General features: G+C 63.2%; 23 protein-coding genes and 2 pseudogenes. 8 read left to right on the top strand and 17 right to left on the bottom strand.

Annotated elements, in window-relative coordinates; translation table 11 throughout:
* Positions 1 to 82: 82 nt before the first annotated feature.
* Both CBP34_RS20225 and CBP34_RS02570 read left to right on the top strand, forming a co-directional pair.
* Complete coding sequence (locus CBP34_RS20225; RefSeq protein WP_094097215.1) at positions 83 to 532, top strand: acyltransferase family protein; 450 nt, start codon at positions 83 to 85, stop codon at positions 530 to 532.
* A complete protein-coding gene (locus CBP34_RS02570) occupies positions 508 to 1,188 on the top strand; it encodes an acyltransferase family protein (protein WP_094097214.1) in 681 nt (226 codons plus the stop codon). The genes CBP34_RS20225 and CBP34_RS02570 overlap by 25 nt, the downstream gene beginning before the upstream one ends.
* Before the next feature lie 173 nt (positions 1,189 to 1,361).
* Here the strand turns inward: CBP34_RS02570 and CBP34_RS02565 are convergent, their stop codons facing one another.
* The 7 genes from CBP34_RS02565 to rfbB form a co-directional block, all read right to left on the bottom strand.
* Complete coding sequence (locus CBP34_RS02565) at positions 1,362 to 3,968, bottom strand: class I SAM-dependent methyltransferase (RefSeq protein ID WP_157896416.1); 2,607 nt, start codon at positions 3,966 to 3,968, stop codon at positions 1,362 to 1,364.
* Positions 3,969 to 4,103: 135 nt separating this feature from the next.
* Complete coding sequence (locus CBP34_RS02560) at positions 4,104 to 5,516, bottom strand: ABC transporter ATP-binding protein (RefSeq protein WP_094097212.1); 1,413 nt, start codon at positions 5,514 to 5,516, stop codon at positions 4,104 to 4,106.
* Positions 5,506 to 6,333: an ABC transporter permease gene (locus CBP34_RS02555; protein WP_094097211.1), complete on the bottom strand. Its 828-nt coding sequence runs from the start codon at positions 6,331 to 6,333 to the stop codon at positions 5,506 to 5,508. The genes CBP34_RS02560 and CBP34_RS02555 overlap by 11 nt, the downstream gene beginning before the upstream one ends.
* Positions 6,333 to 6,881 (bottom strand): dTDP-4-dehydrorhamnose 3,5-epimerase, encoded by a 549-nt coding sequence (rfbC, locus tag CBP34_RS02550; RefSeq protein WP_094097210.1) that lies wholly within the window; start codon positions 6,879 to 6,881, stop codon positions 6,333 to 6,335. The genes CBP34_RS02555 and rfbC overlap by 1 nt, the downstream gene beginning before the upstream one ends.
* A 7-nt stretch (positions 6,882 to 6,888) precedes the next feature.
* A complete protein-coding gene (gene rfbA, locus CBP34_RS02545) occupies positions 6,889 to 7,773 on the bottom strand; it encodes a glucose-1-phosphate thymidylyltransferase RfbA (protein ID WP_094097209.1) in 885 nt (294 codons plus the stop codon).
* Positions 7,774 to 7,782: 9 nt separating this feature from the next.
* The gene (gene rfbD / locus CBP34_RS02540; protein WP_094097208.1) at positions 7,783 to 8,673 is read right to left on the bottom strand and encodes a dTDP-4-dehydrorhamnose reductase; all 891 of its coding nucleotides are present in this window, start codon (positions 8,671 to 8,673) and stop codon (positions 7,783 to 7,785) included.
* The gene (gene rfbB, locus CBP34_RS02535; protein ID WP_094097207.1) at positions 8,670 to 9,755 is read right to left on the bottom strand and encodes a dTDP-glucose 4,6-dehydratase; all 1,086 of its coding nucleotides are present in this window, start codon (positions 9,753 to 9,755) and stop codon (positions 8,670 to 8,672) included. The genes rfbD and rfbB overlap by 4 nt, the downstream gene beginning before the upstream one ends.
* 238 nt (positions 9,756 to 9,993) lie before the next feature.
* Here rfbB and CBP34_RS02530 point away from each other — a divergent pair, with 238 nt between their 5' ends.
* The 3 genes from CBP34_RS02530 (at position 9,994) to CBP34_RS02520 (ending at position 12,296) form a co-directional block, all read left to right on the top strand.
* A complete protein-coding gene (locus tag CBP34_RS02530) occupies positions 9,994 to 10,578 on the top strand; it encodes a phasin family protein (RefSeq protein WP_094097206.1) in 585 nt (194 codons plus the stop codon).
* A gap of 240 nt (positions 10,579 to 10,818) precedes the next feature.
* Positions 10,819 to 11,481: a TetR/AcrR family transcriptional regulator gene (locus CBP34_RS02525; protein ID WP_094097205.1), complete on the top strand. Its 663-nt coding sequence runs from the start codon at positions 10,819 to 10,821 to the stop codon at positions 11,479 to 11,481.
* Between the two features lie 38 nt (positions 11,482 to 11,519).
* Positions 11,520 to 12,296 carry a tetratricopeptide repeat protein gene (locus tag CBP34_RS02520; protein WP_094097204.1) on the top strand — a complete coding sequence of 259 codons (777 nt, stop codon included), beginning with the start codon at positions 11,520 to 11,522 and terminating at the stop codon, positions 12,294 to 12,296.
* Between the two features lie 27 nt (positions 12,297 to 12,323).
* On the opposite strand, the gene CBP34_RS02515 is transcribed toward CBP34_RS02520, so the two are convergent.
* On the bottom strand, positions 12,324 to 13,088 hold the full coding sequence (locus CBP34_RS02515; RefSeq protein ID WP_086926514.1) for a type III pantothenate kinase: 765 nt from the start codon (positions 13,086 to 13,088) through the stop codon (positions 12,324 to 12,326).
* A 191-nt stretch (positions 13,089 to 13,279) separates the two neighbouring features.
* On the opposite strand from CBP34_RS02515, the gene lysM reads away from it, so the two are divergent.
* Positions 13,280 to 13,762 (top strand): peptidoglycan-binding protein LysM, encoded by a 483-nt coding sequence (gene lysM, locus CBP34_RS02510; protein WP_094097203.1) that lies wholly within the window; start codon positions 13,280 to 13,282, stop codon positions 13,760 to 13,762.
* Positions 13,763 to 13,847: 85 nt separating this feature from the next.
* On the opposite strand, the gene CBP34_RS19910 is transcribed toward lysM, so the two are convergent.
* From CBP34_RS19910 to glyQ, 7 genes and pseudogenes are all read right to left on the bottom strand, one after another.
* On the bottom strand, positions 13,848 to 14,258 hold the full coding sequence (locus tag CBP34_RS19910) for a rhodanese-like domain-containing protein (protein WP_236748553.1): 411 nt from the start codon (positions 14,256 to 14,258) through the stop codon (positions 13,848 to 13,850).
* Between the two features lie 249 nt (positions 14,259 to 14,507).
* Positions 14,508 to 14,960: pseudogene (locus CBP34_RS19905) on the bottom strand (MBL fold metallo-hydrolase); the annotation flags it as partial.
* Between the two features lie 115 nt (positions 14,961 to 15,075).
* Positions 15,076 to 16,059: a M48 family metallopeptidase gene (locus tag CBP34_RS02500; RefSeq protein WP_094099027.1), complete on the bottom strand. Its 984-nt coding sequence runs from the start codon at positions 16,057 to 16,059 to the stop codon at positions 15,076 to 15,078.
* Between the two features lie 10 nt (positions 16,060 to 16,069).
* Entirely contained in the window at positions 16,070 to 16,816 is a 747-nt protein-coding gene (locus CBP34_RS02495) for a lysophospholipid acyltransferase family protein (protein WP_086911242.1), read from the bottom strand.
* A 68-nt stretch (positions 16,817 to 16,884) separates the two neighbouring features.
* Positions 16,885 to 17,502, bottom strand: a complete 618-nt coding sequence (gene gmhB, locus CBP34_RS02490; RefSeq protein WP_094097202.1) for a D-glycero-beta-D-manno-heptose 1,7-bisphosphate 7-phosphatase — start codon at positions 17,500 to 17,502, stop codon at positions 16,885 to 16,887.
* 255 nt (positions 17,503 to 17,757) lie between these two features.
* On the bottom strand, positions 17,758 to 19,890 hold the full coding sequence (gene glyS, locus CBP34_RS02485) for a glycine--tRNA ligase subunit beta (RefSeq protein WP_094097201.1): 2,133 nt from the start codon (positions 19,888 to 19,890) through the stop codon (positions 17,758 to 17,760).
* A 24-nt stretch (positions 19,891 to 19,914) separates the two neighbouring features.
* The gene (gene glyQ, locus CBP34_RS02480) at positions 19,915 to 20,835 is read right to left on the bottom strand and encodes a glycine--tRNA ligase subunit alpha (protein WP_086911239.1); all 921 of its coding nucleotides are present in this window, start codon (positions 20,833 to 20,835) and stop codon (positions 19,915 to 19,917) included.
* A 216-nt stretch (positions 20,836 to 21,051) separates the two neighbouring features.
* Between glyQ and CBP34_RS02475 the strand changes: the two are divergent.
* Together CBP34_RS02475 and CBP34_RS20400 are read left to right on the top strand one after the other, a co-directional pair.
* Positions 21,052 to 22,674: pseudogene (locus CBP34_RS02475) on the top strand (choice-of-anchor I family protein); the annotation flags it as partial.
* Between the two features lie 101 nt (positions 22,675 to 22,775).
* Positions 22,776 to 23,045 (top strand): choice-of-anchor I domain-containing protein, encoded by a 270-nt coding sequence (locus tag CBP34_RS20400; RefSeq protein ID WP_418134703.1) that lies wholly within the window; start codon positions 22,776 to 22,778, stop codon positions 23,043 to 23,045.
* A gap of 121 nt (positions 23,046 to 23,166) precedes the next feature.
* On the opposite strand, the gene fabB is transcribed toward CBP34_RS20400, so the two are convergent.
* On the bottom strand, positions 23,167 to 24,384 hold the full coding sequence (gene fabB, locus CBP34_RS02470; RefSeq protein WP_094097200.1) for a beta-ketoacyl-ACP synthase I: 1,218 nt from the start codon (positions 24,382 to 24,384) through the stop codon (positions 23,167 to 23,169).
* Positions 24,381 to 24,920, bottom strand: a complete 540-nt coding sequence (gene fabA, locus CBP34_RS02465) for a 3-hydroxyacyl-[acyl-carrier-protein] dehydratase FabA (RefSeq protein ID WP_086926507.1) — start codon at positions 24,918 to 24,920, stop codon at positions 24,381 to 24,383. Before fabA ends, fabB begins: the two co-directional genes overlap by 4 nt.
* Between the last annotated feature and the right edge of the window lie 84 nt (positions 24,921 to 25,004).

Genomic DNA, 25,004 nt, shown 5'->3' with positions numbered 1-25,004 from the left:
CAACCGTTTTGCAGCCCGCGTGGCACCGGCAACACCGGATCAGTTAACGTTGGGTGCTACCTCCAACAAAAATCGATGTGCGATGAAGCTATCTGAACTCCTGAAAAAGGAGAACAACAATCTCGATGTTTTCCGGCTGCTGGCCGCGTGCATGGTGATCTATGGACATGCCTATGCGGTGGTGCCGCAGGCGGGGCGCGTTGATGTGGTGGCGCGCCTGCTGGGGCACGATTACTCGGGCTCGCTGGCTGTCAAGATTTTTTTCTTTTTGAGCGGCCTGGTGGTCACCAACAGTCTGCTGCACAAACGCAATGTGCTGCACTTCGCCATTGCCCGTTTCTTTCGCATCTGGCCCGCGCTGGTCTTGGTGACGGTTGCCTCGGCGCTGCTGCTGGGGCCCCTGGTGTCGGCGCTGTCGCTGGGTGACTATTTCTCGCAATGGGCAACTTACCGCTATGTTTTTGACAACCTGCTGCTGAAGACGAACTACAGCCTGCCGGGGTTTTTGTGGCAAGCCCGGACAAGGCGGTAGTCAATGGCTCGCTATGGACTCTTCCCCATGAGGTGGGCGCCTATGTCGCCCTGCTGGCGTTATTCATGGTGGGAGTGTTTCGCTTACCGGTGCTGGCATTGGCCATTTTTGTGCTGCTGCTGGTCGACCCGCTGACAGGCAACCGGCTGCTGTTCACATGGCGCACGCCCTTGTCCGAGGTGGACTTGCTGGCACCTTGTTTTGCCTTTGGCGCGCTTCTGGCGCTTTACAAGGAGCGCATTGAGGTGGGGCTCGCCACGGTGAGCGGGCTGGTGTTGCTGTACCTGCTTTTCAGGTCTTCTGCGTATTCGTTCTATTTTTTCTACGCTGCGCTGTTCGCAGCCATCCTTTACCTGTCAGGACTTGCGGCTCTGCGCAAAATCAAGCCGCGCTCCGACCTGTCTTACGGGGTGTACCTGTGGGGCTTTCCGGTGCAGCAAACGCTGCAATGGATGTTGCCGCAGCAGGGAACGCACTTCAACCAGGTGGTGTCGCTGGGCGTGACGCTGGTGCTGGGCTTTGCTTCATGGCATCTGGTCGAGAAACGGGGCATTGCACTGGGGCAATCCGTCATCGGGCGACTGCTCGCACGCCAGACAAGGCACGAGAACGCAGCCCATGAGGGTGCACGCCACGGCGCTGCTCCATTGGCCTGATCTGTAGGGGCCTGTCAAGCGGCGGATATGGTGGCCAGCCGCGGGCAGGTACGTAATCTCATTTCCTTGGCAAACGCAAACTGCCTGATGATGCTGTGCCACCTGCGCCGGGCGTACCAATCCACCCAACAGGGTCGCCTTGATGGACCCAGCAGCGATATTTCAATGGTTTGTCAGGCCTGCACGCCTTGCTCAAACGCCTGCACCTTGGCCTCCAGCGTAGCCTGGGCGGCGGCAATGATTTCAGCGTAGTGGCTGTTTTCTATGCCCCACAGCGAAGAATGCAGCTCTTCGTGGTGGCCCACCAAAAACGGCAAGGTGGTGACGACTCGCAGTTGCTGCTGTGTCTGCAGGTAGCGGTCAATGGTGTTGGTTTCGGGGTCGGCGTGGGTTTCATCCCACTGGGCGAGCAGGCGCAATGCTGTGGGGGCGTAGGTGTTGTGCACCATGCTCATCATGCGGTCGATGGTGACAAACACCAGGCCGCCCTGCCGCTCCACGCCCAGCACGCGGGTGTCGGGGTGCATGATGGCCACCAAGCCCACAAACACGTCCCACTGCCCGCTGTGCTGGGCCAGGTAAGCATCCACCACCGCCTTGTGCTCGGCATAGTCGGGCAGAAAGAGCACATCGTCTTCCATGACTTCCAGCTGCGGCCACTGGGCGGCCAGGGCTTGCTGGGCCAGATATTTGTAGCTGAGGGCGCAACCTGTCCAGCCGGGGCTGTAGCGCAGGCCGTCAAACACCTGCACACCGGGCGCACGGTGGCTAACGAACATGGCGCGGCGTGTGGTGGTCTCGGGCAGGCTCAGTGCCAGGTGCGGGCCAGGCAGGGGAGTCGTGCTCGTGAGTGCCTGAAACTGCGGGTAATCAAGCCAGCGCCGCGCCAGCAGCATGCGGTAGAGCATGAATTCGAAGCGTGCCTGTGAGGCCGCCACGGCCGCCTCACGGGCAGCCTGAGCGGCGGCACTTTGTTGTGGGCTGGCGCCAAGCACGTCACCAATGGCCTGCAACAATGCGGACACATTGCCTACCGGAACAAAGCGCACGGCATCCTCCAGCGCGACGTGCTCTGACTGGTCGGCGCTGGTTTCGGAGACCACTGGCACGCCCAGCGACAGGCATTCATGGATGCGTGTGGTTTCGAGCAGCGCACCTTCGTAGTAATGCAGATTGACAACTACGCGTGCGCTGGCCATGGCGCGGTGCAGTTCGGGGCCAAACAGGTTGCCCACAATGCGCAGCTGGTAACGCTCGCCAATGGCAGCAAGCAGCTGCTGGCGGCGCGGGGCGTTGACGTCGCCGTAAAAGAGCACATCGCATGGTGCATCCAACCCTTGGGGATGCAAGTTGTTGTGCCGCAGGTATTCGCCATAACCCGCGACCCCCCCCACCGGCACCAGGAAGGTGTGGGGATAGGCAATGCCACGCTCCTCCAGGAACTGCAGATTGGTTTGCGCGTAGTCGAGTACGGCGAGTGAATTCTCGAGTGTGTTGAGGTACCCGGGCGTAAACCAGCGTGAGCTGACCGATTGCTCCATCTGGAACGCAATGCGCTTTTCGCCGGGTGGCAGGCGCTTGAACATTTGCGGGCAGACGACGAAGTAAGCGTCAAGAACAAAGCCTTCCTTGGGGGGCTCGGTCATCACGTCTGCCGCAAAGCCCGCCTTGTGCAAGGCATGGGCCACCAAATGCGCCACAAACAGGGTGTGGTGTGTGGCCATGACACCCACGTGCCGAATGCTGCCGGGAGCGATGTTCAACTGCTGGGCCATGGCGGCTTCACGTCGCAAAGCAGTCACGCGACCTGCCAATGCCCGCCACTCGCCCCGCACAGCATAGCCTGCCGCTTTGCGTGCACGGCGCAGCAGAGTGCCCACACCCCAACGGCGGGCCAGTTGCCCGGCGGTACGCAGTCCGGCGGTGATGCGCCAGCTGCGGGAAGCATAAATTTCCTGGACCAATGCCTTTTCTGCAGCAAGCTGCCGATTGACATCAGACAACTGCTGATTCACTTGGCCAATGGTTTGCTCAACTTGCGCATTGCGTCGTTGCAGCGCCAGTATCTGTTGGTCCAGGTTTTCTATCCACAGGTGCCGCTGCTGGCCCGACTGCTCCAGCATGGTTTCACGCTCACCGGCGTCGCGCAACTGGTTTTGCAGCATGAGCACTTCGGCCCGCTGCTCCAGGCGAGCTCCCAGTATGGAAAAAAACCTGCGCGCGTCGCCTTGCGTCAAGGAAATATCCGGGTTGGCGACCTGACTGCATAACTGCAGCAGTTCAACCGGCTGGCGACGCCCCACCAGCAAAACACCCAAACCGTTGCTATGCTTGAATTCAATCGAGGGGTATTGCGCCGACAACTCTGCCCACAAGCGGTGAACGCCGAAGTCATCGCGAAAGACATTGGTGTCGTGAAAGAGGACAACACCTCGCTGCGACAGCTTGGGGAGCCAGGTTTCAAAATCATGGCGCACCGCTTCATAGGTGTGCAAGCCGTCGATGTGCAGCAGATCCACGCTGCCATTGGCAAACTGCGGCAGGGCCTCGTCAAAGGTCATGCGAAGCAGGGTTGAAAACGCCGCATAGCGCGGGTCGTGTACCCGCTGGAGCGTTTGGTAGATAGTTTCGCCATAGGCGCCGGCATGCGCGTCGCCCTGCCAGGTGTCCACGGCATAAGCCTTGGTGTGCAGTCCCTGCTCTTGAATGGCTTGGCAAAATGCCATGTAAGAAATGCCCGAATACGCCCCGAGTTCCACCAGCGTTTCGGGCTTTTGCACCGCCACAAGCCAGGAGCCAAAAGGAATATGCCCCGCCCAAGGCGCTGGCACAGAGAAATGCTGGGGCTCTAGCAGAGCGGCAGATGTGATGAAGTTCATGAAAAAGACGAAAAGGCTCGGCGCAAAAAGATTTTGCTATCGTGCATCCATGGAAATGTGGGCCATGGGAATACCCACTAGTCCTGCGGCGGTGCTGGTGGATTCGGAGCGGAAAGTGATCGCATCAAAAATCCACTGGTGCTGCACATGCTCTTGCTGGGTGCCGTCGGCTATGGCAATGGTGATGCTGTAATCGCCCACAGGCATGCGGGGCATCTGAAACTGGAATCTGGCACGCAAGGTTTGCCCGGCTTTGCATTCGCAAGGCTGGTGCTCGTATGCGACAAAAGTGTTATCACCAAACAAGGTTTGACCCAGTCGATCTTTGACGACAAAGCCAACAATGGGGCTGCGAAGATGTTGCAGGGCCACGGCCTCCACTGTAAGCTCCACATTCTCTCCACCCACGGCCCATGCCAAAGCCTGTCCGTGGTCGTTACGCAAGTCCACACGCACCACGCGACTTCCGCCCATTCCAAACGACGGTGCATCGGGGTCGAATTCAAAAAGACGCAGATCGTTCCGAAGATTGCTGGCATTCAGGTAAGGCAGGCGTTGGTCGAAACGTACCTCCGCCCCTTTCAAACCCTGGCTGTTCGGGACATCAACGGTTTCGTCTTGCGAGGCAGTGACAGGTAACAGAGTATCGTCTGCCGCCTGGTCAGCCTGCTGGGCTTCGTAATAGGCCTGCAAATAATGCTCGCAAACACTTTTAGGATCGCCCTGTTCGCGCACCTGGCCTTTGTCGAGCCAAATGGCGTGATTGCACAGACCTTTGACAGCAGCGGTGTCGTGACTGACAAAAAGCACGGTGCCATGCTGCATGAAGGCACGCAAAAATCTCATGCACTTCTGGGTAAAAAAAGCATCCCCCACCGCCAAGGCTTCATCGATGACCAGAATGTCGGCATCCACATGGGCAATCACGGCGAACGCCAAGCGCACAAGCATGCCGCTGGAGTAGGTCTTGACGGGCTGATCCATGAAATCGCCAATATCGGCAAAGGCTTCGATATCGGCGAATTTTTCGAGAGTCCGCTCTTCACTTTGGCCGAGCACGCCTGCGTTGAAGAACACATTTTCACGGCCCGTGAATTCAGGATTGAACCCTGAGCCCAGTTCCAGCAGCGCAGCAACCCGGCCTTGCACTTCAATGCTTCCTTGCGTGGGATGCAAGGTGCCACAAATCATTTGCAACAAGGTGGATTTGCCCGATCCATTGCGCCCAATGACACCGACGGTTTGGCCTTTTTTAATCTCAAAAGAAACATCGCGGAGCGCCCAGAACTCACGGTAATAGTTGACCACGTTCAAGCCTAGCCAGCGCCGCAAGCGTGGCAAGACAAACTGCCGCAGCCGCTGGCCAGGGGTGGCATAGATCTGGAAGCATTTGTGCAGCCCATTGACCCGAATGGCTACAGACGCGGCGCTCTGGGTATCAGAGGACATCGGCAAATCCCTTGCGTGTTTTCTGAAACCAGGCAAAACCCAGCCACGCCACAACCAGAGCAATCAGCCAATACAGCAACAAGCCAAACCATTGCGGCTGATGCCCCCACACCAGAACCTCACGCACCTGTTCGATAATGAAGGTAAGTGGATTCAATCGCATCCAAGGCTGCAATGACTCGGGCAAGGACTGGATCGGGAAAAACACCGGAGACATAAAAAGCATGACGGACGTGATCAGACCAATCGTTTGACCCACATCGCGAGCAAAAACACCCAAGGATGCCAGCCCCCAAGATAGCCCCAAAATCAATACCAACAAGGGCAGGATAACCACCGGAAAAAAGAATACAGTAGCAGGCACTGAACCCGTAAACAGCAGCTTTGCCACCAACAACACCACAACGCTGACCAGCCCGTGGAAAGACGCGGCAGCCAGCTGGATTACCGGCAATATCTCCAGTGGGAATACCACTTTTTTTACATAATTGACATTCCCAAGTACCAGCTGGGGAGCACGATTGATCACCTCCGCAAAAAGAGAATGAACAATGAGGCCCGCAAAGAGAATCACCGCGAATTGCGTGCGTGATTCCTCACCAGTACCCCAGCGGGCTTTAAACACCACTGAAAAAACAAAGGTGTAAATGGTCAGCATGAACAAGGGGGTCAAAAATGACCACACCAATCCCAGGGCAGAGCCTCGGTATCGGCCAATCACCTCGCGCTGGCTCATACGGGCAATCAATTGACGATGCACCCACAAGGTGCGAAACATACCCTGCAGCGAGGCAGGTGGCTCAGCATGGGGATTCATTAATTAAAAAAGTCAGCACTGACCAACGGGCATCCTGCACTGTCTTTGGCGGACAACACCGGGGCCATGCAAAGATCCGGCCAGTCAATAGAGAGATCGGGGTCATTCCAAGCGATGCAGCGCTCATGAGCCGGCGCGTAGTAATCAGTGGTTTTGTACAAAAATTCGGCCGTGTCGCTAAGCACCACGAAACCATGCGCAAAGCCCGGCGGCACCCACAACTGGCGGTGGTTGTCGGCGCTCAACTCCGCCCCTACCCATTGGCCGAAGGTGGGCGAGCTTTTGCGGATGTCCACTGCCACATCGAACACGGCGCCCTGCGCCACGCGCACCAACTTGCCCTGGGGCTGCTGGATCTGGTAGTGCAGGCCGCGCAGCACACCTTTGCTGCTGCGGCTGTGGTTGTCCTGCACAAACTGGTAGTCGGTGCCAGTGGCCTGGTTGAAGGCGCGCTGGTTGAAGCTTTCGTAAAAGAACCCGCGGGCGTCGCCAAACACCTTGGGTTCAATCAGGACAACGTCGGGAATGGCGAGGCGAGTGGCTTGCATGCAGGTCTTAGTAAATTGTTTCTTGGGCAACGCGCAGCAGGTATTGCCCGTAGCCGTTTTTGCTCAGTGGCTTGGCCAATCGCTCCAGTTGCACGGAGTCAATCCAGCGCTGGCGCCAGGCAATCTCTTCAGGGCAGGCAATCTTCAGGCCCTGGCGGCGCTCGAGTGTGGCGATGAACTGGCCGGCTTCAAGCAAGCTGTCGTGGGTGCCGGTGTCCAGCCAGGCGTAGCCCCGGCCCATGATTTCGACGCTCAGGTTGCCTTGCTCGAGGTATAAGCGGTTGAGGTCGGTGATTTCCAGCTCACCCCTTGGCGAGGGCGCCAGGGCCTTGGCAAGCTCTACCACCTGGTTGTCATAAAAATACAGGCCCGTGACGGCGTAGCTGGACTTGGGCGCCTGGGGTTTTTCTTCCAAGCTCAGCACTTTGCCGCTGGCGTCGAACTCGGCCACGCCATAGCGCTCTGGGTCTTGCACATGGTAGGCAAACACGCTGGCGCCTTGCTGGCGTTGCATAGCATTGGCCAGCAGCAGGTGCATGTCGTGACCGTAGAACAGGTTGTCGCCCAGCACCAGCGCGCTGGGGTGATTGCCAATGAAGTCTTCGCCAATGATGAACGCCTGCGCCAGGCCGTCGGGGCTGGGCTGCACGGCGTATTCCAGGTGGAGACCCCACTGGCTGCCATCGCCCAGCAGTTGCTGGAAGCGCGGTGTGTCTTGCGGCGTGCTGATGATGAGGATGTCGCGGATGCCGGCCAGCATGAGGGTGCTCAGCGGGTAATAGATCATGGGCTTGTCGTACACCGGCAGCAGTTGCTTGCTGATGGCCAGCGTGGCCGGGTGCAGGCGGGTGCCGGAGCCTCCGGCGAGGATGATGCCTTTGCGTGCGGTCATGAGGAAGCCTTACAGAATTTCGGTGAGCATGCGCGCCACGCCCTGCTGCCAGTGGGGCAGCGTGAGGCCGAAGGTGGCTTGCAGTTTTTGGGTGTTCAGGCGCGAGTTGTGCGGGCGCATGGCCGGCGTGGGGAAAGCGCTGGTGGGCACAGGCGCCACCTCGGCAGCTTTTATTTTGATAGCTGACTGCGCTTTAGCAGCAAGGCTCAGGACCTCTTTTACATACAAATGCCAGTTGGTCTCGCCACTGGCCACGCAGTGGTACAGGCCGGCGTCCTGCGGGCACTGCTGCAGGTGGCGGATGGCGTGCGCGGTGACATCGGCCAGCAGATCCGCACCGGTAGGTGCGCCCCACTGGTCATCGATGACGGTGAGGCGCTCGCGCTCTTGTGCCAGGCGCAGCATGGTCTTGGCGAAGTTGCCGCCGCGTGCGGCATAGACCCAGCTGGTGCGCAGGATGAGGTGTTTACATCCCGCTTGCTGGATGAGTTGCTCGCCTTCCAGCTTGGTAGCGCCGTAGACGCTGAGCGGCGCGGGCGCATCGCTTTCGACCCAGGCTCGGCTGCCGCTGCCGTCGAACACGTAGTCGGTGCTGTAGTGCACCAGCCAGGCGCCCAGGCGGGCGGCCTCTTCGGCCAGCACGCCCGGCGCGGTGGCGTTGAGGGTGCGGGCCAGGTCGGGTTCGCTCTCGGCCTTGTCCACGGCGGTGTGGGCCGCGGCATTGACGATGGCGTCGGGGCGCAGCGCGCGCACGGTGTCGGCAAGGCCAGCCGGATTGGCAAAGTCGCCGCAGTGCTCGGTGCTGTCAAAGTCGAGTGCGGTGACCTGACCCAGCACCGAGAGGCTGCGCTGCAACTCCCAGCCGACCTGGCCACCTTTGCCAAAAAGGAGGATTTTCATGCGCAGGTGGCAGCAGAAACAGGGGCTTCCTGGTACTGGGTCTGCACCCATTCGCGGTAGGCGCCGGTCTGCACGTTGGCCACCCAGTCGGCGTTGTCCAGGTACCACTGCACGGTTTTGCGGATGCCGGTGTCAAAGGTTTCTGCCGGCTTCCAGCCCAGTTCGCGTTCGATCTTGCGGGCGTCGATGGCATAGCGGCGGTCGTGGCCGGGGCGGTCTTTGACGTAGGTGATCTGGCTGCGGTAGCTTTGCCCGTCAGCGCGCGGGCGCAGTTCGTCGAGGAGGGCGCAGACCGTGTTCACGATGTCGATGTTGGGCTTTTCATTCCAGCCGCCGACGTTGTAGGTTTCACCCAGGTGGCCGGCTTCGAGCACGCGGCGGATGGCGCTGCAGTGGTCGCGCACGTACAGCCAGTCGCGCACCTGCATGCCGTCGCCATATACGGGCAGATTTTTGCCTGCCAAGGCGTTGACGATCATGAGGGGGATGAGTTTTTCCGGGAAGTGCAGCGGCCCGTAGTTATTGCTGCAGTTGGTGGTGAGCACCGGCAAGCCGTAGGTGTGGTGCCAGGCGCGCACGAGGTGGTCGCTGGCGGCCTTGCTGGCCGAGTACGGGCTGTTGGGCGCGTAAGTGTTGTCTTCGGTAAAGGCGGGGTCAGTGGCCGACAGGGTGCCATAGACCTCGTCGGTGCTCACATGCAGGAACCTGAATGCTTCTTTATTGACAGCTGGCAGCGCTTGCCAGTAATGCCTTGCAGCCTCCAACAGCCTGAAAGTACCCAGCACGTTGGTCTGGATGAAGTCTTCGGGGCCGTGGATGGAGCGGTCTACATGCGATTCGGCGGCGAAATTGACCACGGCGCGCGGCTGGTATTGCGCCAGCAGGCGGGACACCAGCGCGGCGTCGCCAATGTCACCCTGCACGAACACATGGCGCGCATCGCCTTGCAGGCTGTCCAGATTGTGCAGGTTGCCGGCGTAGGTGAGTTTGTCGAGGTTGAGCACCGGCTCGTCGCAGGTGGTGAGCCAGTCCAAAACAAAGTTGGCGCCGATGAAGCCGGCACCGCCGGTGACAAGAATCATGATGTGACCCGAAGATTACTGCCTGCTGGCAAAGCGAACCATTATCCCACCCAGTTCGGAACAGCACGTAACCAGGCGCTGCACAGGATGCTGCTTACCGCGTCCAGTCACCGGGCACCATCTTCTACACTTTTAGGAGCAAACGCCTACACCTGCAGCCCCGGGCAACGTAAAGTGCCTTCGTATGCCAGCGGCAAGCGGCCTTGGCATCACCCCCCTCACCCTTACTGGAGGTTCCATGGTCAAGAAAGTGCAAAAAATCGGCAACGACAAGAAAAAAAGCGACGCCCAGCTGTCCAGCACCGTCAAGGATTCGGCGCAGCAGATCTGGCTGGCCGGGCTGGGCGCTTTCTCGAAGGCGCAGGAAGAAGGCGGCAAGGTGTTTGAAGCGCTGGTCAAGGAAGGGCTGACCATCCAGCGCAAGACGCAGGCCGTGGCCGAAGAGAAGATTACCGAAGCCACCAGCCGCGTGACGAGCATGGCCAACGACCTCGGCTCGCGCGCCGTGGGCCAGTGGGACAAGCTCGAAAACATCTTTGAAGAGCGTGTGGCCAAGGCCCTGGGCAAGCTGGGCGTGCCTTCGAACCATGATATCCAGGCCCTTCACGCACGCATTGATGCGCTGACGCAGGGCGTCGGCAAATCTGCCCCGACGAAAACCACTGCGAAGCCGGCGACCAAGGCCGCCCCGCGCAAGACCGCCGCGAAACCTGCAGCCAAGTCCGCTGGAAAAGCCGCCCCCGCCAAGAAGGCCGTGGCAAAGCCCCGCACTGCCGCCACCGCCAAGGCAAGCGCTGCGCCGGACACATCGTCTGCCACCTGAGCCTTCCAGGCGACCCGCGCGCGCAGCGGCGCCCGGTATCGGGATTGCAGCGACTGACACGCCCCTGCGTGCAGTCGCATTTTTCCCGCCCCCACATAGCGCCACATCACACCTCGAAAGAACGAATGCCCCCGCAGGCCGCACCGGCGCTGCGCCCTGATGCTGCATTGCAACAAAAGCAGCTGGGTTAGAGTAACCAGGAGAGCGCAAAAAACAATGACATAAAGGGGGCAAGCATCCATGGTGAAGAAAGCGCCACGCCGCACTGCCGAACGCATCCTGGAAATCTCCCTGGACCTGTTCAACCGGTTTGGCGAGCCCAATGTTTCCACCACGCTCATCTCGGCCGAGTTGCGCATCAGCCCCGGCAACCTGTACTACCACTACCCGGCCAAGGACGAGCTCATCAATGCGCTGTTTGACCGGTATGAACATGCGCTGAACGAGTTGCTGGGTGCCAGCGACAACGTGCGCAACGTGGAAGACGCCTGGTTCTTCATGCACACGCTGTTTGAAATCATCTGGCAATACCGCTTCCTGTACCGGGACCTCAATGACTTGCTGTCCAAGAACCGTCGCCTGGAGACGCATTTCCAGACCATTCTGAAAAGCAAGACCCGCGCGGTGCGGGCCATGCTCGATGGCATGGGCCGCGCAGATGCCTTGCGCATCGACGCCCACGACCAGGAGGCCACCGCCACCAGCATGGTGGTGGTGCTGACCTACTGGCTCAGCTTCGAATACGTGCAGGACCCGCGCCATGCGCTGGAGCCCGAGAGCGCCCAGGCAGCGCTGCAGCGGGGCGCGCACCATGTGCTGAACCTGCTGATGCCCTACCTGGAGGGCAGCCAGCGCGCGCATCTCCAGCACATCGTGGGCGCCTACGCACCGGCCATCGCTTGACCAGCACGGCACCATAACCACAACCCAGGAGACGCACCATGGCCCCATGGACCCCTTTCCCCCATGCTGGTGACTACCGGTTTGATGCGGCCAGCGTCAAGCAGCAATGGAGCCGGCTGCACAGCGGCGATGCCGAGCCCTGCCCCCAGGATGCCGCCGTGCTGCAGGCCTGGGCACTGTTTCACAGCGGTGAGTTCGAGCAGGCCGCTGCGACAGGGCTCAGTGCAGGCGGCGCCGGCATCACGGCGGCCAACAAGGCCACCGCGATTTATGCCAACTACCTGGAGCCGAAGGAAAAAAAACGCCTGGATCTGTTCATGCAGGTGGCCGAGCGCGCCCAGGCCCAGGCGGAGCACGAGCCCGAGAACGCCAACGCCTGGTACTGGCATGCCTATGCGCTGGGCCGATACAGCCAGGGCATCAGCGTGGCCAAGGCGCTGGCCCAGGGGCTGGGCGGCAAGGTCAGGAATGCACTGGAAAAAACAATGGCCCTGTCACCCCGGCATGCCGATGCTCGCATTGCGCTGGGCACGTTCCACGCCGAGGTGATTGACAAGGTGGGCGCGCTGATTGGCGGGATGACCTATGGCGCCAAGAAAGAACAGGGCCTGCTGCTGTTTCAGGAAGCCTTGCGGATCAACCCCGGCTCGGCCATCGGCATGATCGAATACGCCAATGCACTGGTGATGCTGGAAGGCGACACGAAGATGCAGGAAGCCACGCAGCTTTACGAAAAGGCCGCAGCCATCGAGCCGGTGGATGCGCGAGAGCGCCTTGACGTGGAGATGGCGCGGCTTGAACTGCAGGAAGACTGAGCCTCCCCACTGCACGGGCGCCCCGGTTCAGCCGAAACGCCGCGCGGCAATCTCCAGCAGGCCATCAAAAATGAGGTTGTCCACCAGCTCGAACGGGCGCGTCATGCTGGGCGCCATCTTCCAGCCGGCGCCGCCGGTCATTACGCAGGCAGGCTCGGCGCCGCAGTGGGCAATGACATGCTGCACCATGCGCTCGACTGCACCGGCAATCGCATAGGTGCCGCCGCTGGTCAGTGCATCGCTGGTGTTGGTGGGGAAAAGGCGCACTTCGCCCGTGGGCACATGCAGGCCGGCCGTGCCGGCTTCCAGGGCGCGCAGCATGATGCCGTGGCCCGGCAGGATCAGCCCGCCCAGAAACCGCCCGTCGGTATCGATGCATTCCACGGTGACCGCCGTGCCCACCATCACCACCACAATGGGGCGCGCGGGGCCCTTTGCCAGCACATGGTGACGGGCGCCGATCATGGCCACCCAGCGGTCCGAGCCCAGGCGCGAGGGGTAGTCGTAGCCATTGACCACGCCGGCCTCCTGCGCCGACGAAACCACCCATTGCGCCGGCACATCCCACAGCTCCATCTGGTCTTGCACGCGGCGCTTGACGGCATCGCCCGCCACCACGCAGCCCAGCATCTTGGTCGGAACCGGCAGCTGCGCCCACGAACCTTCGGCCAGCCGGTCAATATGGTCCAGGAACTCGGCGCCATGCGCCAGCAAGGCTGCGCCCGGGCGGTGAGCGTCGTACAACGCCCATTTGAGACGCGTGTTGCCGACGTCAATGGCCAAGAATGTCATGCGGCGGATTATCCAGAGTTTTCCATCCGCCCGGCTCACGAAAAAAACCCGCGTATTCGGCGAAGCACCGCGCCGCGGCAATCTGCGGCACCACGGGCTGCGCGCAAGGTCAGGCATTTGTCTGACATCCGGCGCTACCACCGGTGCACTACAGTGGCGTCTTCCCCCTCTGCAACCACAGGAGAATCGACATGGGTTTATTCAGTTTCATCAAGGAAGCCGGCGAGAAACTTTTTGGCGGCAAGGACGCGGAGGCGGCGCAGAACAGCCCTGCCGCCATGGACGAACTCAACGCCAAGGCCGCCAAGGCCATCGAGACCTACATCGCATCGCAGAACCTGGGCGCCAGCAACGTGCAGGTGGCGTTTGACGGCGCGCAGGGCAAGGTCACCGTGAAAGGCACGGCACCCACGCAGTCCGCCAAGGAAAAGATCACCCTGTGCTGCGGCAACGTGGCCAACGTGACCAGTGTGGACAACCAGATGGATGTGACCAACCCCGAGCCCGAAGCGCAGTACCACGACGTGGTGCGCGGCGATACACTCTCGGCCATCGCCAAGAAGTACTACGGCGATGCCAACAAGTACCCCCAGATCTTCGAGGCCAACAAGCCCATGCTGACCCACCCCGACAAGATCTACCCGGGGCAAAAGCTGCGCATTCCGGCGCTGTAAATAAAAGCGCTGGGGCGCTTGCGCCCCGCCAAAAACAAAGCGGGCCCTTCCGGTTGGAGGGGCCCGTTTTTTCATGCCGCCCTATTCACCCTTGCCGCCAGGGCAACCCCTGCCGGCGCCAGCCGCCCTTCTTGCCGCGCTGGGCATGGCTGTCGGGGTCGCCCTCGAAGCCTTCGAGGATGTTGTAGGCGGTGATGCCCAGCTCGGTGGCGCGGCGCGCGGCGGCGACAGAGCGCACGCCGCTGCGACACAGCAGCACGGCGCGGCCGCCTTCGGGCACGGCGGCACGCAACTGGGCATCGAAGTCGGCATTCATCACCATGCCGGGCCACTGCTTCCAGGCGACGGCAATCGCGCCGGGAACCTGCCCCACCCATTCGCGCTCGGCATCGCTGCGCACGTCGATCAGCACAGCCTGGCCGTCCTGCACCCACTGCCAGGCCTGCTGCGCCGACACATCGCCCGCATAACCCTCGGCCGCGCGCGGCGCCTGCAGGGTGGCGCCATCGGCGTCGTGCCGCAGGCCCGAGTGCAGGTTGGCCGGCACCGCCTCCTCGATGCGGCGCGGGCGCGGCAGGTGCAGCGACTCCATCAGCGCCACAAACTCTTCCTGGCTGCGGCCAGCCACGCGGGCATTGCCGGCCTTTTCGGCACCGATGGTGGAGTGGCTGCGCCCGTGGTAATCGTGGCCGGGCCAGACGGTGGTGCCCTCGGGCAAGGCAAACAGCACGCCGGTGATGCTGCGGTACAGGTCGGCCGCACTGCCTGACTGGAAATCCGTGCGGCCGCAGCCGTTGATGAGCAAGGTGTCGCCGGTAAAGACATGGTCGCGCCACAGGAACGACATGCTGCCCGCCGTATGGCCGGGCGTGTGCAGGGCGCGCAGGGTTTCGCCGCCAAAGGCCAGCGTCTCACCGTCTTGCAACTGCACGGCCGCCGTGCCAATACCGCAGCCGGCGGGCACGGCCGTGCGCGCCCCCGTGTGTTCGGCCAGGCGGCCCGCGCTGGTGATGTGGTCGGCGTGGGCGTGCGTCTCCACCGCCCAGCGCAGCGTGAGCTGGTGCGACCGCAGCACCGCCAGATCGCGGTCGAGTTGCTCGTCCACCGGGTCGATGATGAGCGAATCGCGCGTGGCGGGGTCGTGCAGGATGTAGGTGTAGGTGCTGGAAGCAGGGTCGAACAGCTGCAGGGGAATCATGGTGGGCATCCAGGCGGTGAGATCCAGGCGGAACGGGCTGCCATTTTGCCGCGCACCGGCATGGCTTTCAAACCCTAGCGGTGCGTAGCTGCGCACTTAGAACGCGTTCACGTTCTTATTCCCAAAGGGGTGCCGGTTGTTCGCGCAGGGCGTTGCGCAGCACCGGGTAGTCGGGCACCACGGTGGCCACCGTGCCCCAGAAACGCGGGCTGTGGTCCATCACGCGCAGGTGCGCCAGCTCGTGCGCCACCACATAGTCAATGATGGCCGGGCGGTAGTGCAGCAGGCGCCAGTTCAGGCGGATGGAGCCATCGGCCTTGGCGCTGCCCCAGCGGGTCTGGGCGCTGGACAGGCGCAGGCTGGTCCAGCGCACATTGAGCAGTGGCGCGAAATGGTCGAGCCGGGCGGTGAAGTGGCGGCGCGCATCGCGCATCAGCCAGGCCTGCACGGCATCGCGGATTTGCGCCGGGTTGGCGCTGTGGGGCAGGCCGATGCGCAGGTTCATATCCGCGGCCCCGTCACTGGCGGGGTGCAGGGCGCCGCCCTTGCCGGTGAAACCGTGGGTGGGGTCCAGCACCACGGTGAGTGGCTCGCCCAGATAGGGCAGCTGCGCACCATGGGCCCAGGCGATGCGGCCGCCCTCGCTGCGCTGCTGGCGCGCGCGTGCTTCATCGAGTTTGCGCAGGATCCAGCCCGATTTTTCGCGCAGCGCCGCATCCACGGCCGCAAGCGTGACCCAGGTGGGGGCCCGCACGGCCAGGCCATCGGCGCCCACCGTGAAGCCGATGCTGCGCCGGCGCACGCGGTGCAGCGCATAGGCCACCACGGCATCGCCCAGCAGCACCTCGCGGTTGGCCCGGGGATGGCGGAATTCGGCGGGGGACAGCAGCGACGCCAAGGCAGGCACCGGTGGAGCTGCGGGAAGCGCCACGTTCGCTCCTGTTTCAGGAGCTTCCTGCGCTTTATCAACAAGGGCTTCAGGCAGTTTTGGCTTAATTTTCTCCGCCGGCGATCCTGCCACCGTGGGCGAGGCACCGGCGGCGCGCTCCGGCCCGGGCGGGTCGAACAGGTCGAGGGCCAGTTGCACCAGCCGCTGCATCATGGCGCGCTCACGGGTTAGAGGAATACGCCTCGGGGTCCAGGCGGCGCATTTCGGCTTCGATCCAGGCCTCGACCTCCTGCATCAGCTCGTCGGGCTTGCGGCCCACGCTGGGGATGGGCTGGCCGATCGACACATCCACCACACCGGGGCGCTTGATAAAGGCCTTGCGCGGCCAAACCCGGGCCGATGTGACGGCCACCGGCACCACGGGCACCCCGGAATCAATGGCCAGCCGCGTGCCGCCGCTTTTGTACTGGCCCACCTGGCCGCGCTCTATGCGCGTGCCCTCGGGAAACATGATGACCCAGGTGCCGCGCGCCAGCAGCGCCCGGCCCTGCTGCACCACCTTGGCGAAGGCCCGCACGCCCTGGCTGCGGTCGATGTGGATCATGTCCAGGCTGCCAATCGACCAGCCAAAAAAGGGCACGCGCAGCAGTTCCTTCTTGAACACATAGGCCAGCGGGCGCGGCATGATCGCCGGCATGAGGAAGGTCTCGTAGGTGGACTGGTGCTTGACCAGCAGCACCACGCCCTGGTTTTCCTGCGTGGGCAAATGCTCCATGCCGGTGACGCGGGGGCGGATGCCCATGATGACGCCGGCCGCATCCACACTGAGCTTGAGCCAGGCCCGCGCAATGCGGTAGCGCGTGCGGCTGCTGGCGCCAAAAAGCCGCACCAGCAGGATCAGCAGCGTGTAGGGCACCACGGTGATGCCCATCCAGAGCATGTGGAGGATGGAACGGATCAAGGCCATATCTTTTGGATGTTTTTGGGGCTCTAGCGCTTATCAATCAGGCGCAACCTGCTATTTAATAAGTAGCATCAGTACGCCAGGGGTGGCGTGCCCGACTGGGTGGCCGCCTCCGGCGCGGGCGCAGGCAGCGGTGCAGGCGTCGGGGGCAGCAGTTGCTCGACAAACGCCGCCAGGCTCGCATGCACCCGCGTGGTGGCGGGAAAGTCGATGGGCAGAATCTGCCCGGGCTGCAGATGGGCCGACCGGCCCGAGCACACCAGATGCACCTGCGCACCCAGCGCCGCCCCCGCCTGCAGATGCTCGGCGCTACTGCCAACCACCTGCACATCGAAGGGCTCCACGCCATAGCGGTCGCAGATCTGTTCGAGCAGGCCAGGCGCGGGCTCGCGGCAATGGCAGGCCTCATCGGGCGCGTGCGGGCAATAGAACACGGCGTCGATGCGCCCCCCAGCCGCCGCGGCCTGCCGCAGCATCTTGGCGTGGATGGCGTTGAGCGAAACCACATCAAACAACCCCCGCCCCAGCCCCGGCTGGTTGGTGGCTACCACCACACGCCAGCCCCCATGGTTGAGCCGGGCCACGGCCTCCAGCGCGCCCGGCTGGGCGCTCCACTCCTCGGGGGAGGTGATGAAGTCATCTCCCAGCAGGTTGAGGGTGCCGTCACGGTCAAGAATGACGAGTTTCATGGATGATTGCCCCTTTGTGCCACGCCCGGCGCTCGCCAGGGGGCCGGCACATGATACTGGCGCGACCCAAGCCAGCGGACGCCGCACAAGGGCCGCCCCGCCGCGCTGGCGTCGTCCCCCTTCCCAGCGCTAGCTGAGAGAAGGGGCTGAGGGGCGCGGCTCCAAGCCTGCCTGCGCAGGCTTGGACGCCCCCGAAGAGCCGCCGCCTCTGGTGGCAGCACGGAGCGGCGCAGCCGCTCAGGGGGTTGCACCATCTCAGGCCGCCAGGCGCGAGAGATCGGCCACGCGGTTCATCGCATCGTGCAGGCTTTTGAGCAGGCCCTGGCGGTTCAGGCGCAGGTCCAGTTGCTCGGCGTTGACCATCACGTCGTCAAAGAACGCATCCACCGGCGCGCGCAGCACGGCCAGGGTTTGCAGCGATGCGGTGTAGTCGCCCGCGTCGAACTGCGCATTGGCCTCGGGCACAAAGCGCTGCAGGGCGGCGTACAGGTCTTGCTCGGCCTGCTCGGGCAGCAGGTTGGGGTTGACGTGGGCATCCACCTCGCCCGCCTTCTTGAGGATGTTGCTCACGCGCTTGTTGGCGGCGGCCAGGGCCGCGCTTTCGGGCAGCGCTGCAAAGGCGCGCACCGCCGCGAGGAACTGGGGCACCTGCGCCAGCCGCTGCGGGCGCAGGGCCAGCACGGCATCGACCTCTTGCGCGCTGTAGCCCTGCTCGCGCAGGCCGCCAGCCAGGCGGTCGTAGATGAAGTCGGCCAGCGCAGCCGAGGCGTCGGTGATCTTGTCGCCAAACGCGGGCACGGCACCGGTCAGCAGCGCGTGCAGATCCAGCGGCAGGTCTTTTTCGACCAGCATCCGGATCACACCCAGCGCATGGCGGCGCAGCGCAAACGGATCGCGGTCGCCCGTGGGCAGGTTGCCAATACCAAACATCCCCACGAGGGTTTCCAGTTTGTCGGCCAGTGCCACCACCACGCCGGCGGTGTTGCGGGGCAGCGTGTCGCCGGCAAAGCGGGGCTTGTAGTGGTCTTCAATGGCGTCGGCAATCACTTCGCCCAGGCCGTCGTTGAGCGCGTAGTAGCGGCCCATGGTGCCCTGCAGCTCGGGGAACTCGCCGACCATGTCGGTCACGAGGTCGGTCTTGGCCAGCAGCGCGGCCTGGTCAGCGTCGGCCACCAGGGCGGCATCGCCCAGCTGCGTTGCGATGGCCTTGGCAATCGCGCGCACGCGCTCCACGCGCTCGCCCTGCGTGCCCAGCTTGTTGTGGTAGACCACCTTGGAGAGGCCTTCCACGCGCGAAGCCAGCGTTTTCTTGCGGTCCTGGTCGAAGAAGAACTTGGCATCGGCCAGGCGCGGGCGCACCACGCGCTCGTTGCCGCCGGTCACAAAGCTCGTGTCCTCGGGGCTAATGTTGCTCACCACCAGGAACTTGTTGGTCAGCTTGCCGGCCGCGTCGAGCAGCGGGAAGTATTTCTGGTTGGCCTTCATCGTGAGGATGAGGCATTCCTGCGGCACGTCGAGAAATTGCGACTCAAACTCGCAGATGAGCACGTTGGGCCGCTCGACCAGCGCGGTCACTTCGTCGAGCAGCGCGTCGTCGTCGATCGGGCGCGCGCCGTTGCCAACCTTGGCGGCTGCGGCGGCCAGCTGGCGGGCGATTTCGGCGCGGCGCGCGGCAAAGCTGGCAATCACGGCGCCGTCACTTTGCAGCACTTCGGCGTACTGGTCAGCGTGCGGCACCACCACCGGGCTCACCAGGGCCTCAAAACGGTGGCCTTGCGTGGTGCAACCGGCGCTCAAGCCCAGCGCCTTGACGGGCACCACGGTCGTGCCGTGCAGCGCGACCAGGCCGTGCGCGGGGCGCACAAAGTGAACGCTGCTCCAGCCGGGCAGCTCGCAATCGGTTTCGAGCTGGTAGCTCATCACCTTGGGGATGGGCAGCTTGGCAATGGCCTCGTCCAGGGCTTTTTGCAGGCCGGTGTCCAGCGTGGCGCCGGTGACCAGGCTGTCGTAGAACAGCGCCTCGGCTTTGCCATCGGGCGCGCGTTGGAGTGCGGCCACGGCGGCGACGGGGTCAGACAGGTCGGCGCCCAGCGCCTGCAGTTTTTTCAGCAAGGCGGGTGTGGCCTGGCCCTCGGCATTCAAGCCCACGCTCACAGGCATGAGCTTTTGCTGCACCGCCTTGTCCTCGGCCTTGAGCGCCACATGGCTCACATGGGCCGCCAGCCGGCGCGGCGAGGCGTAGGCGGTGACAGCAGTGTCGGCAGAGGTCAGGCCTTGCGCCCTGAGCTGGTCAGCCAGCACCGTGGCAAAGGCATCGCCCAGCTTTTGGAGCGCCTTGGGGGGCAGCTCTTCCACAAACAGTTCGACCAGAAGATTTTGCGTTGTCATTTTTCAGGGGCTCCGGGTCTTCGCTCAGGCGGTCTTCTTGGCCATTTGTGCCACCCATTCGCGCGGCGCCATGGGGAAGCCCAGGCGCTCGCGGCTTTCGTAGTAGCTTTGCGCCACGGCGCGGGCCAGGTTGCGGATGCGGCCGATGTAGGCGGCGCGCTCGGTCACGCTGATCGCGCCGCGCGCATCGAGCAGGTTGAAACTGTGCGCAGCCTTGAGCACCTGCTCGTAGGCCGGCAGGGCGAGCTGCTGCTCCATGAGGTGCCTGGCCTGCTTTTCGTGCGCATTGAAGGCGGTGAACAGAAAGTCGGCGTCGCTGTGCTCGAAGTTGTAGGTGGACTGCTCCACCTCGTTTTGCTTGTACACATCGCCGTAGGTCAGCTTCGAGCCATCTGCGCCTTCGGTCCAGGTCAGGTTGTAGACGTTGTCCACGCCCTGCAGGTACATGGCCAGGCGCTCCAGGCCGTAGGTGATTTCGCCCGTGGCGGGCTTGCAGTCGATGCCACCGACCTGCTGGAAGTAGGTGAACTGCGTGACTTCCATGCCATTGAGCCAGACTTCCCAGCCCAGGCCCCAGGCGCCGAGCGTGGGGTTTTCCCAGTCGTCTTCGACAAAGCGGATGTCGTTTTTCTTGAGGTCAAACCCCAGTGCTTCAAGCGAGCCGAGGTACAGCTCCAGGATGTTGGCCGGCGCGGGCTTGAGCACCACCTGGAACTGGTAGTAGTGCTGCAGGCGGTTGGGGTTCTCGCCATAGCGGCCGTCCTTGGGGCGACGGCTGGGCTGCACGTAGGCGGCCTTCCAGGGCTCAGGGCCAATAGCTCTCAAAAACGTAGCGGTGTGCGATGTGCCGGCGCCCACTTCCATGTCATAGGGTTGCAAAAGCGCGCAGCCCTGGGCATCCCAGTAGGACTGCAGCTTCAAGATGATTTGTTGGAAGGTCAGCATGAATCGATTCTGGCTTTCCGCAGGCCGGACCTGCGCCAATGAAAAAGAGTAGCAGTCCGCGCTGCGCAAACAGCGATTTTACGGTGCCGACCATGCCGATGCGGTCAAGAAACGCCCGGCCGGCCGCGTGCGGCTGCGCAAAGAGACCCATGCGATGGGCGCGCGGCCCCGTTCACGCCGCGCACTTTCACCAATTCGTCACAGTCGTGACATTCAATGCAGGCTCGCGCTTTTGCGTATCTCCCACAAATTCCGAGCATGACCTCTTTCTTTACTTCATCCCGTCGGCATCTTTTCTGCCTCTCCCTGGTGGCTGCTGCAGCCGTTGCCGCCTGCGGCGGCGGCGATGACGACGTCGAGCTCTCGCCCATCTCGCTCCAGCTGGAGAAGATCGGTGGATATTCCTCGGGCATCTTCCTGCAAAGCGCGGCGGAGATCCCGGCGTTTGACGCGGCCTCCAAGCGCGCCTTTGTGGTCAACGCCCAGTCTGGCAAGCTCGACGTGCTGGACCTGAGCGACCCCAAGAACCCCAAGAAAGTGGGCGAAATCAACGGCACCAGTGTGCTCGCCAATGGCGAGGTGAACAGCGTCGCCTCGCAGGGGGGGCTGGTGGCGATCGCCATCCAGGCCAAACCCAAGACCGATGCGGGCCGCGTGGCGATCTACCAGGCGGCCGATCTGAAGCTGCTGGGCTCGGTACCGGTCGGCGCCCTGCCCGACATGCTGATCTTCACGCCCGATGGCAAGACCGTGCTGGTAGCCAACGAAGCCGAGCCCAGCGACGACTACCAGAGCGACCCCGAAGGCTCGATCAGCATCGTGGATGTGAGCACACCCGCCAGCCCCACCGTGCGCACCGCCGACTTCAAGGCGTTCAACACCCGCGCGGCAGAACTGCTGGCCAAGGGCGTGCGCCTGTTTGGCCCCACAGCCGATGGCAAGGGCAAGGCCACCGTGGCCCAGGACCTGGAGCCCGAATACATCGCCGTGTCGCCCGACGGCAAGACCGCCTGGGTCACGCTGCAAGAAAACAATGCCCTGGCAGTCGTGGACATCGCCAAGGCCACTGTGACCGACATCGTGGCGCTGGGCTACAAGGACCACGGCCTGGCGGCCAACGCGCTCGACTTTGCTGACAGCGATGGCAAGAGCCCGGTGATCAACATCACCACCGCACCCAACGTGCTGGGCATGTACCAGCCCGACGCCATCGCAGCCTACAGGGCGGGTGACGGCCAGACCTACCTGGTGAGCGCCAACGAGGGCGACGCGCGCGCCTGGGGCGAGAACACCAAGGCCTACTTCGGCACTGCGGCCATCGCGGCTACCGGCACCAGCCCGGCCGTGCCGGCGCAGGCAGGCGACGTGACCAAGGGTTTCGTCGAGGAATGGCGCGTCAAGCACCTGGTGCACAAGGACGGCTTCCTGCGCCGCGCCGGGGACGATCTGCCGGCACACCTAGCGCAACTGGCCAAGGGTAACGGCGGCGCGCTGCTCAACCCCGCCAACTTTGCCTGGTGCGGCGCCGTCGCGGGCGATCCCAAGACCTGCCGCGATGACGACAAGCTCGGTCGCCTGAAAGTCACCTGGACCCAGGGCTACCAGACCAACCCCGACGGCAGCCCCAAGTGGTACAACGCCAAGGGCGAGGCCGACGCCAGCGGCAACCGCCTGATGTACGACAAGCTCTACGCCTATGGCGGCCGCTCCATTTCCATCTGGAACGCGCAGGGCGTGCAGGTCTGGGATTCCGCTGCAGCGATCGAGCAATTCATCGCCAGCGACGCCTGTAAGCTCGGCGCCAAGCGCGACATCGACTGCAAGACCTACTTCAACACCGGCCACGACGCCACCGCCGCGCTGGACGCCCGCAGCTCCGGCAAGGGCCCGAGCCCGAGGGCCTGGCCGTCGGCACGATCGGCAGCAAGAGCTTTGCCTTTGTGGGCCTGGAGCGCATGGGCGGCGTGCTGGTGTTCGACATCACCGACCCCAAGACCCCCAAGCGCGTGGACTACATCAACACGCGCGAGAACTGGAGCACCGTTTTCAATGACAAAGCGCCCCCGGCGCTCGACAAGGTGGGGGACCTGGGACCTGAAGGTCTGACCTTCATCCCCGCCAAGCAGTCACCCAACGGCAAGCCCTTGCTGGTGGTGGGCAATGAGGTGAGCGGCAGCACCGCGGTCTTCCAGCTCAACCTGGGGTATTGACCGATCTGCCCAACAACAACCCCACCCGAAGACTGCGTGCAGTCTCAGGGTGGGGTGATGGGTTGGATGTGTCGAAAGCCAGGTGCCCGCGCCTGGCGACAATGCAAGTGCAGATGGAGGCTTACGCGCCGTCCCAGCGGCGCAGCACCAGGCTGGCGTTGGTGCCGCCAAAGCCGAAGCTGTTGGACAGCGCGGTGCGGATGGGCGCGTCCACCGTCTTGCGCACCAGGGGCATGCCTTCTGCGGCGGGTTCCAGCGTTTCGATGTTGGCCGAAGCGGCTATGAAGCCCTGGCGCAGCATGAGCAGGCAGTAGATGGCCTCTTGCACGCCCGTGGCGCCCAGCGAGTGACCGGTGAGCGACTTGGTGGACGAGAACGGCGGAATGGCGTCGCCAAACACCTCGCGAATGGCCCGCAGTTCGGGCACATCGCCCACGGGCGTCGAGGTGCCGTGGGTGTTGATGTAGTCGATGGGTTCGCTCACGGTGGAGATGGCCTGGCGCATGCAGGCAATGGCGCCGTCGCCCGAAGGGGCCACCATGTCGGCACCATCGGACGTGGCGCCAAAGCCGACGACTTCGCCCAGGATGGTGGCGCCGCGTGCCAGGGCGTGGTCGAGGCTTTCCAGCACCACGGCACCGCCACCGCCCGACAGCACAAAGCCGTCGCGATTCGCGTCGTAGGCGCGCGAGGCTTTCTCGGGCGTGTCGTTATAGGCGCTGGACATGGCGCCCATGGCGTCGAACAGCAGACCCATGCCCCAGGTGACTTCTTCGCCGCCGCCGGCAAACATCACGTCTTGCATGCCCCACGCGATCTGCTGCGCGGCCGCGCCGATGCAGTGCGCCGAGGTGCTGCAGGCCGAGGTGATGGAGTAATTGATTCCCTTGATACCGAAGTTGGTCGAAAGACATGCCGACACGGTGGAGCTCATGCAGCGCGTGACCTGGTAAGGCCCCACGCGACGGATGCCCTTGCTGCGCAAAATATCGGCCGCTTCGATCTGGTTGGCGGGCGAGCCGCCGCCCGAGCCCATGATGAGGCCGGTGCGCGGGTGCGACACCTGCGCGGGCGTGAGGCCCGATTCGGCAATGGCGTTGGCCAGCGAGATGTGCGCATAGGCCGCTGCGTCGCCCATGAAGCGCAACTGCTTGCGGTCGATCAGCGCTTCCAGATCGATCTGGGGAACGCCGGCCACGCGGCTGCGCATGCCCAGCTCGGCAAACTGCGGCATGGCGCGGATGCCCGAGCGGCTTTCGCGCAGCGAGGCCTCTACCGTGGCCATGTCGTTGCCAATGCACGAGACGATACCCATGCCCGTGATCACCACGCGTTTCATGCTGCCTCTCCTTGCGGCGCTCCGTCTTTTGCCGCTTCTTCCCTCTTGAACAGGCCCACGCGCAGGTCGTTGGCCACGTAGATTTCCTTGCCGTCGGCCAGCAGACGGGCATCGCCAATGGCCATGACGAGCTTGCGCTTGATGACGCGCTTGATGTCGATTTCGTAGGTCACCAGCTTGACGTCAGGCCCCACTTCGCCGGTGAACTTGACCTCGCCCGCACCCAGGGCGCGACCACGACCGGGCAGTTGCAGCCAGGTCAGGTAAAAACCGATGAGCTGCCACATCGCATCGAGCCCCAGGCAGCCAGGCATGACCGGGTCGCCCTGGAAGTGGCAGGCAAAAAACCACAGGTCAGGACGCACATCGAGCTCGGCCCGGATTTTCCCCAGCCCATGGGCGCCGCCATCGCTGTCGATATGCGTGATGCGGTCAAACATCAGCATGGGCGGCAGCGGCAGACGCCCGCTGTCAGCGCCGAACAGCCGGCCCTCGCCCGAGGCAATCAGTTGTTCGTAGGAAAAGGAATCTGCCATTTTCAGTCGTGCTCCAGAACAGCGGCCGTGCCGCTTCAAAAATTCACTATTTGCAACCCCCTGCTACCGGTTGCAGGGCTCCAT

This window comes from Acidovorax carolinensis (genome assembly GCF_002157145.1).
Lineage (GTDB): Bacteria > Pseudomonadota > Gammaproteobacteria > Burkholderiales > Burkholderiaceae_C > Acidovorax > Acidovorax carolinensis.
The sequence above is the reverse complement of the archived record's forward strand: the minus strand, read 5'-3'. Positions and strand labels throughout refer to the sequence as shown.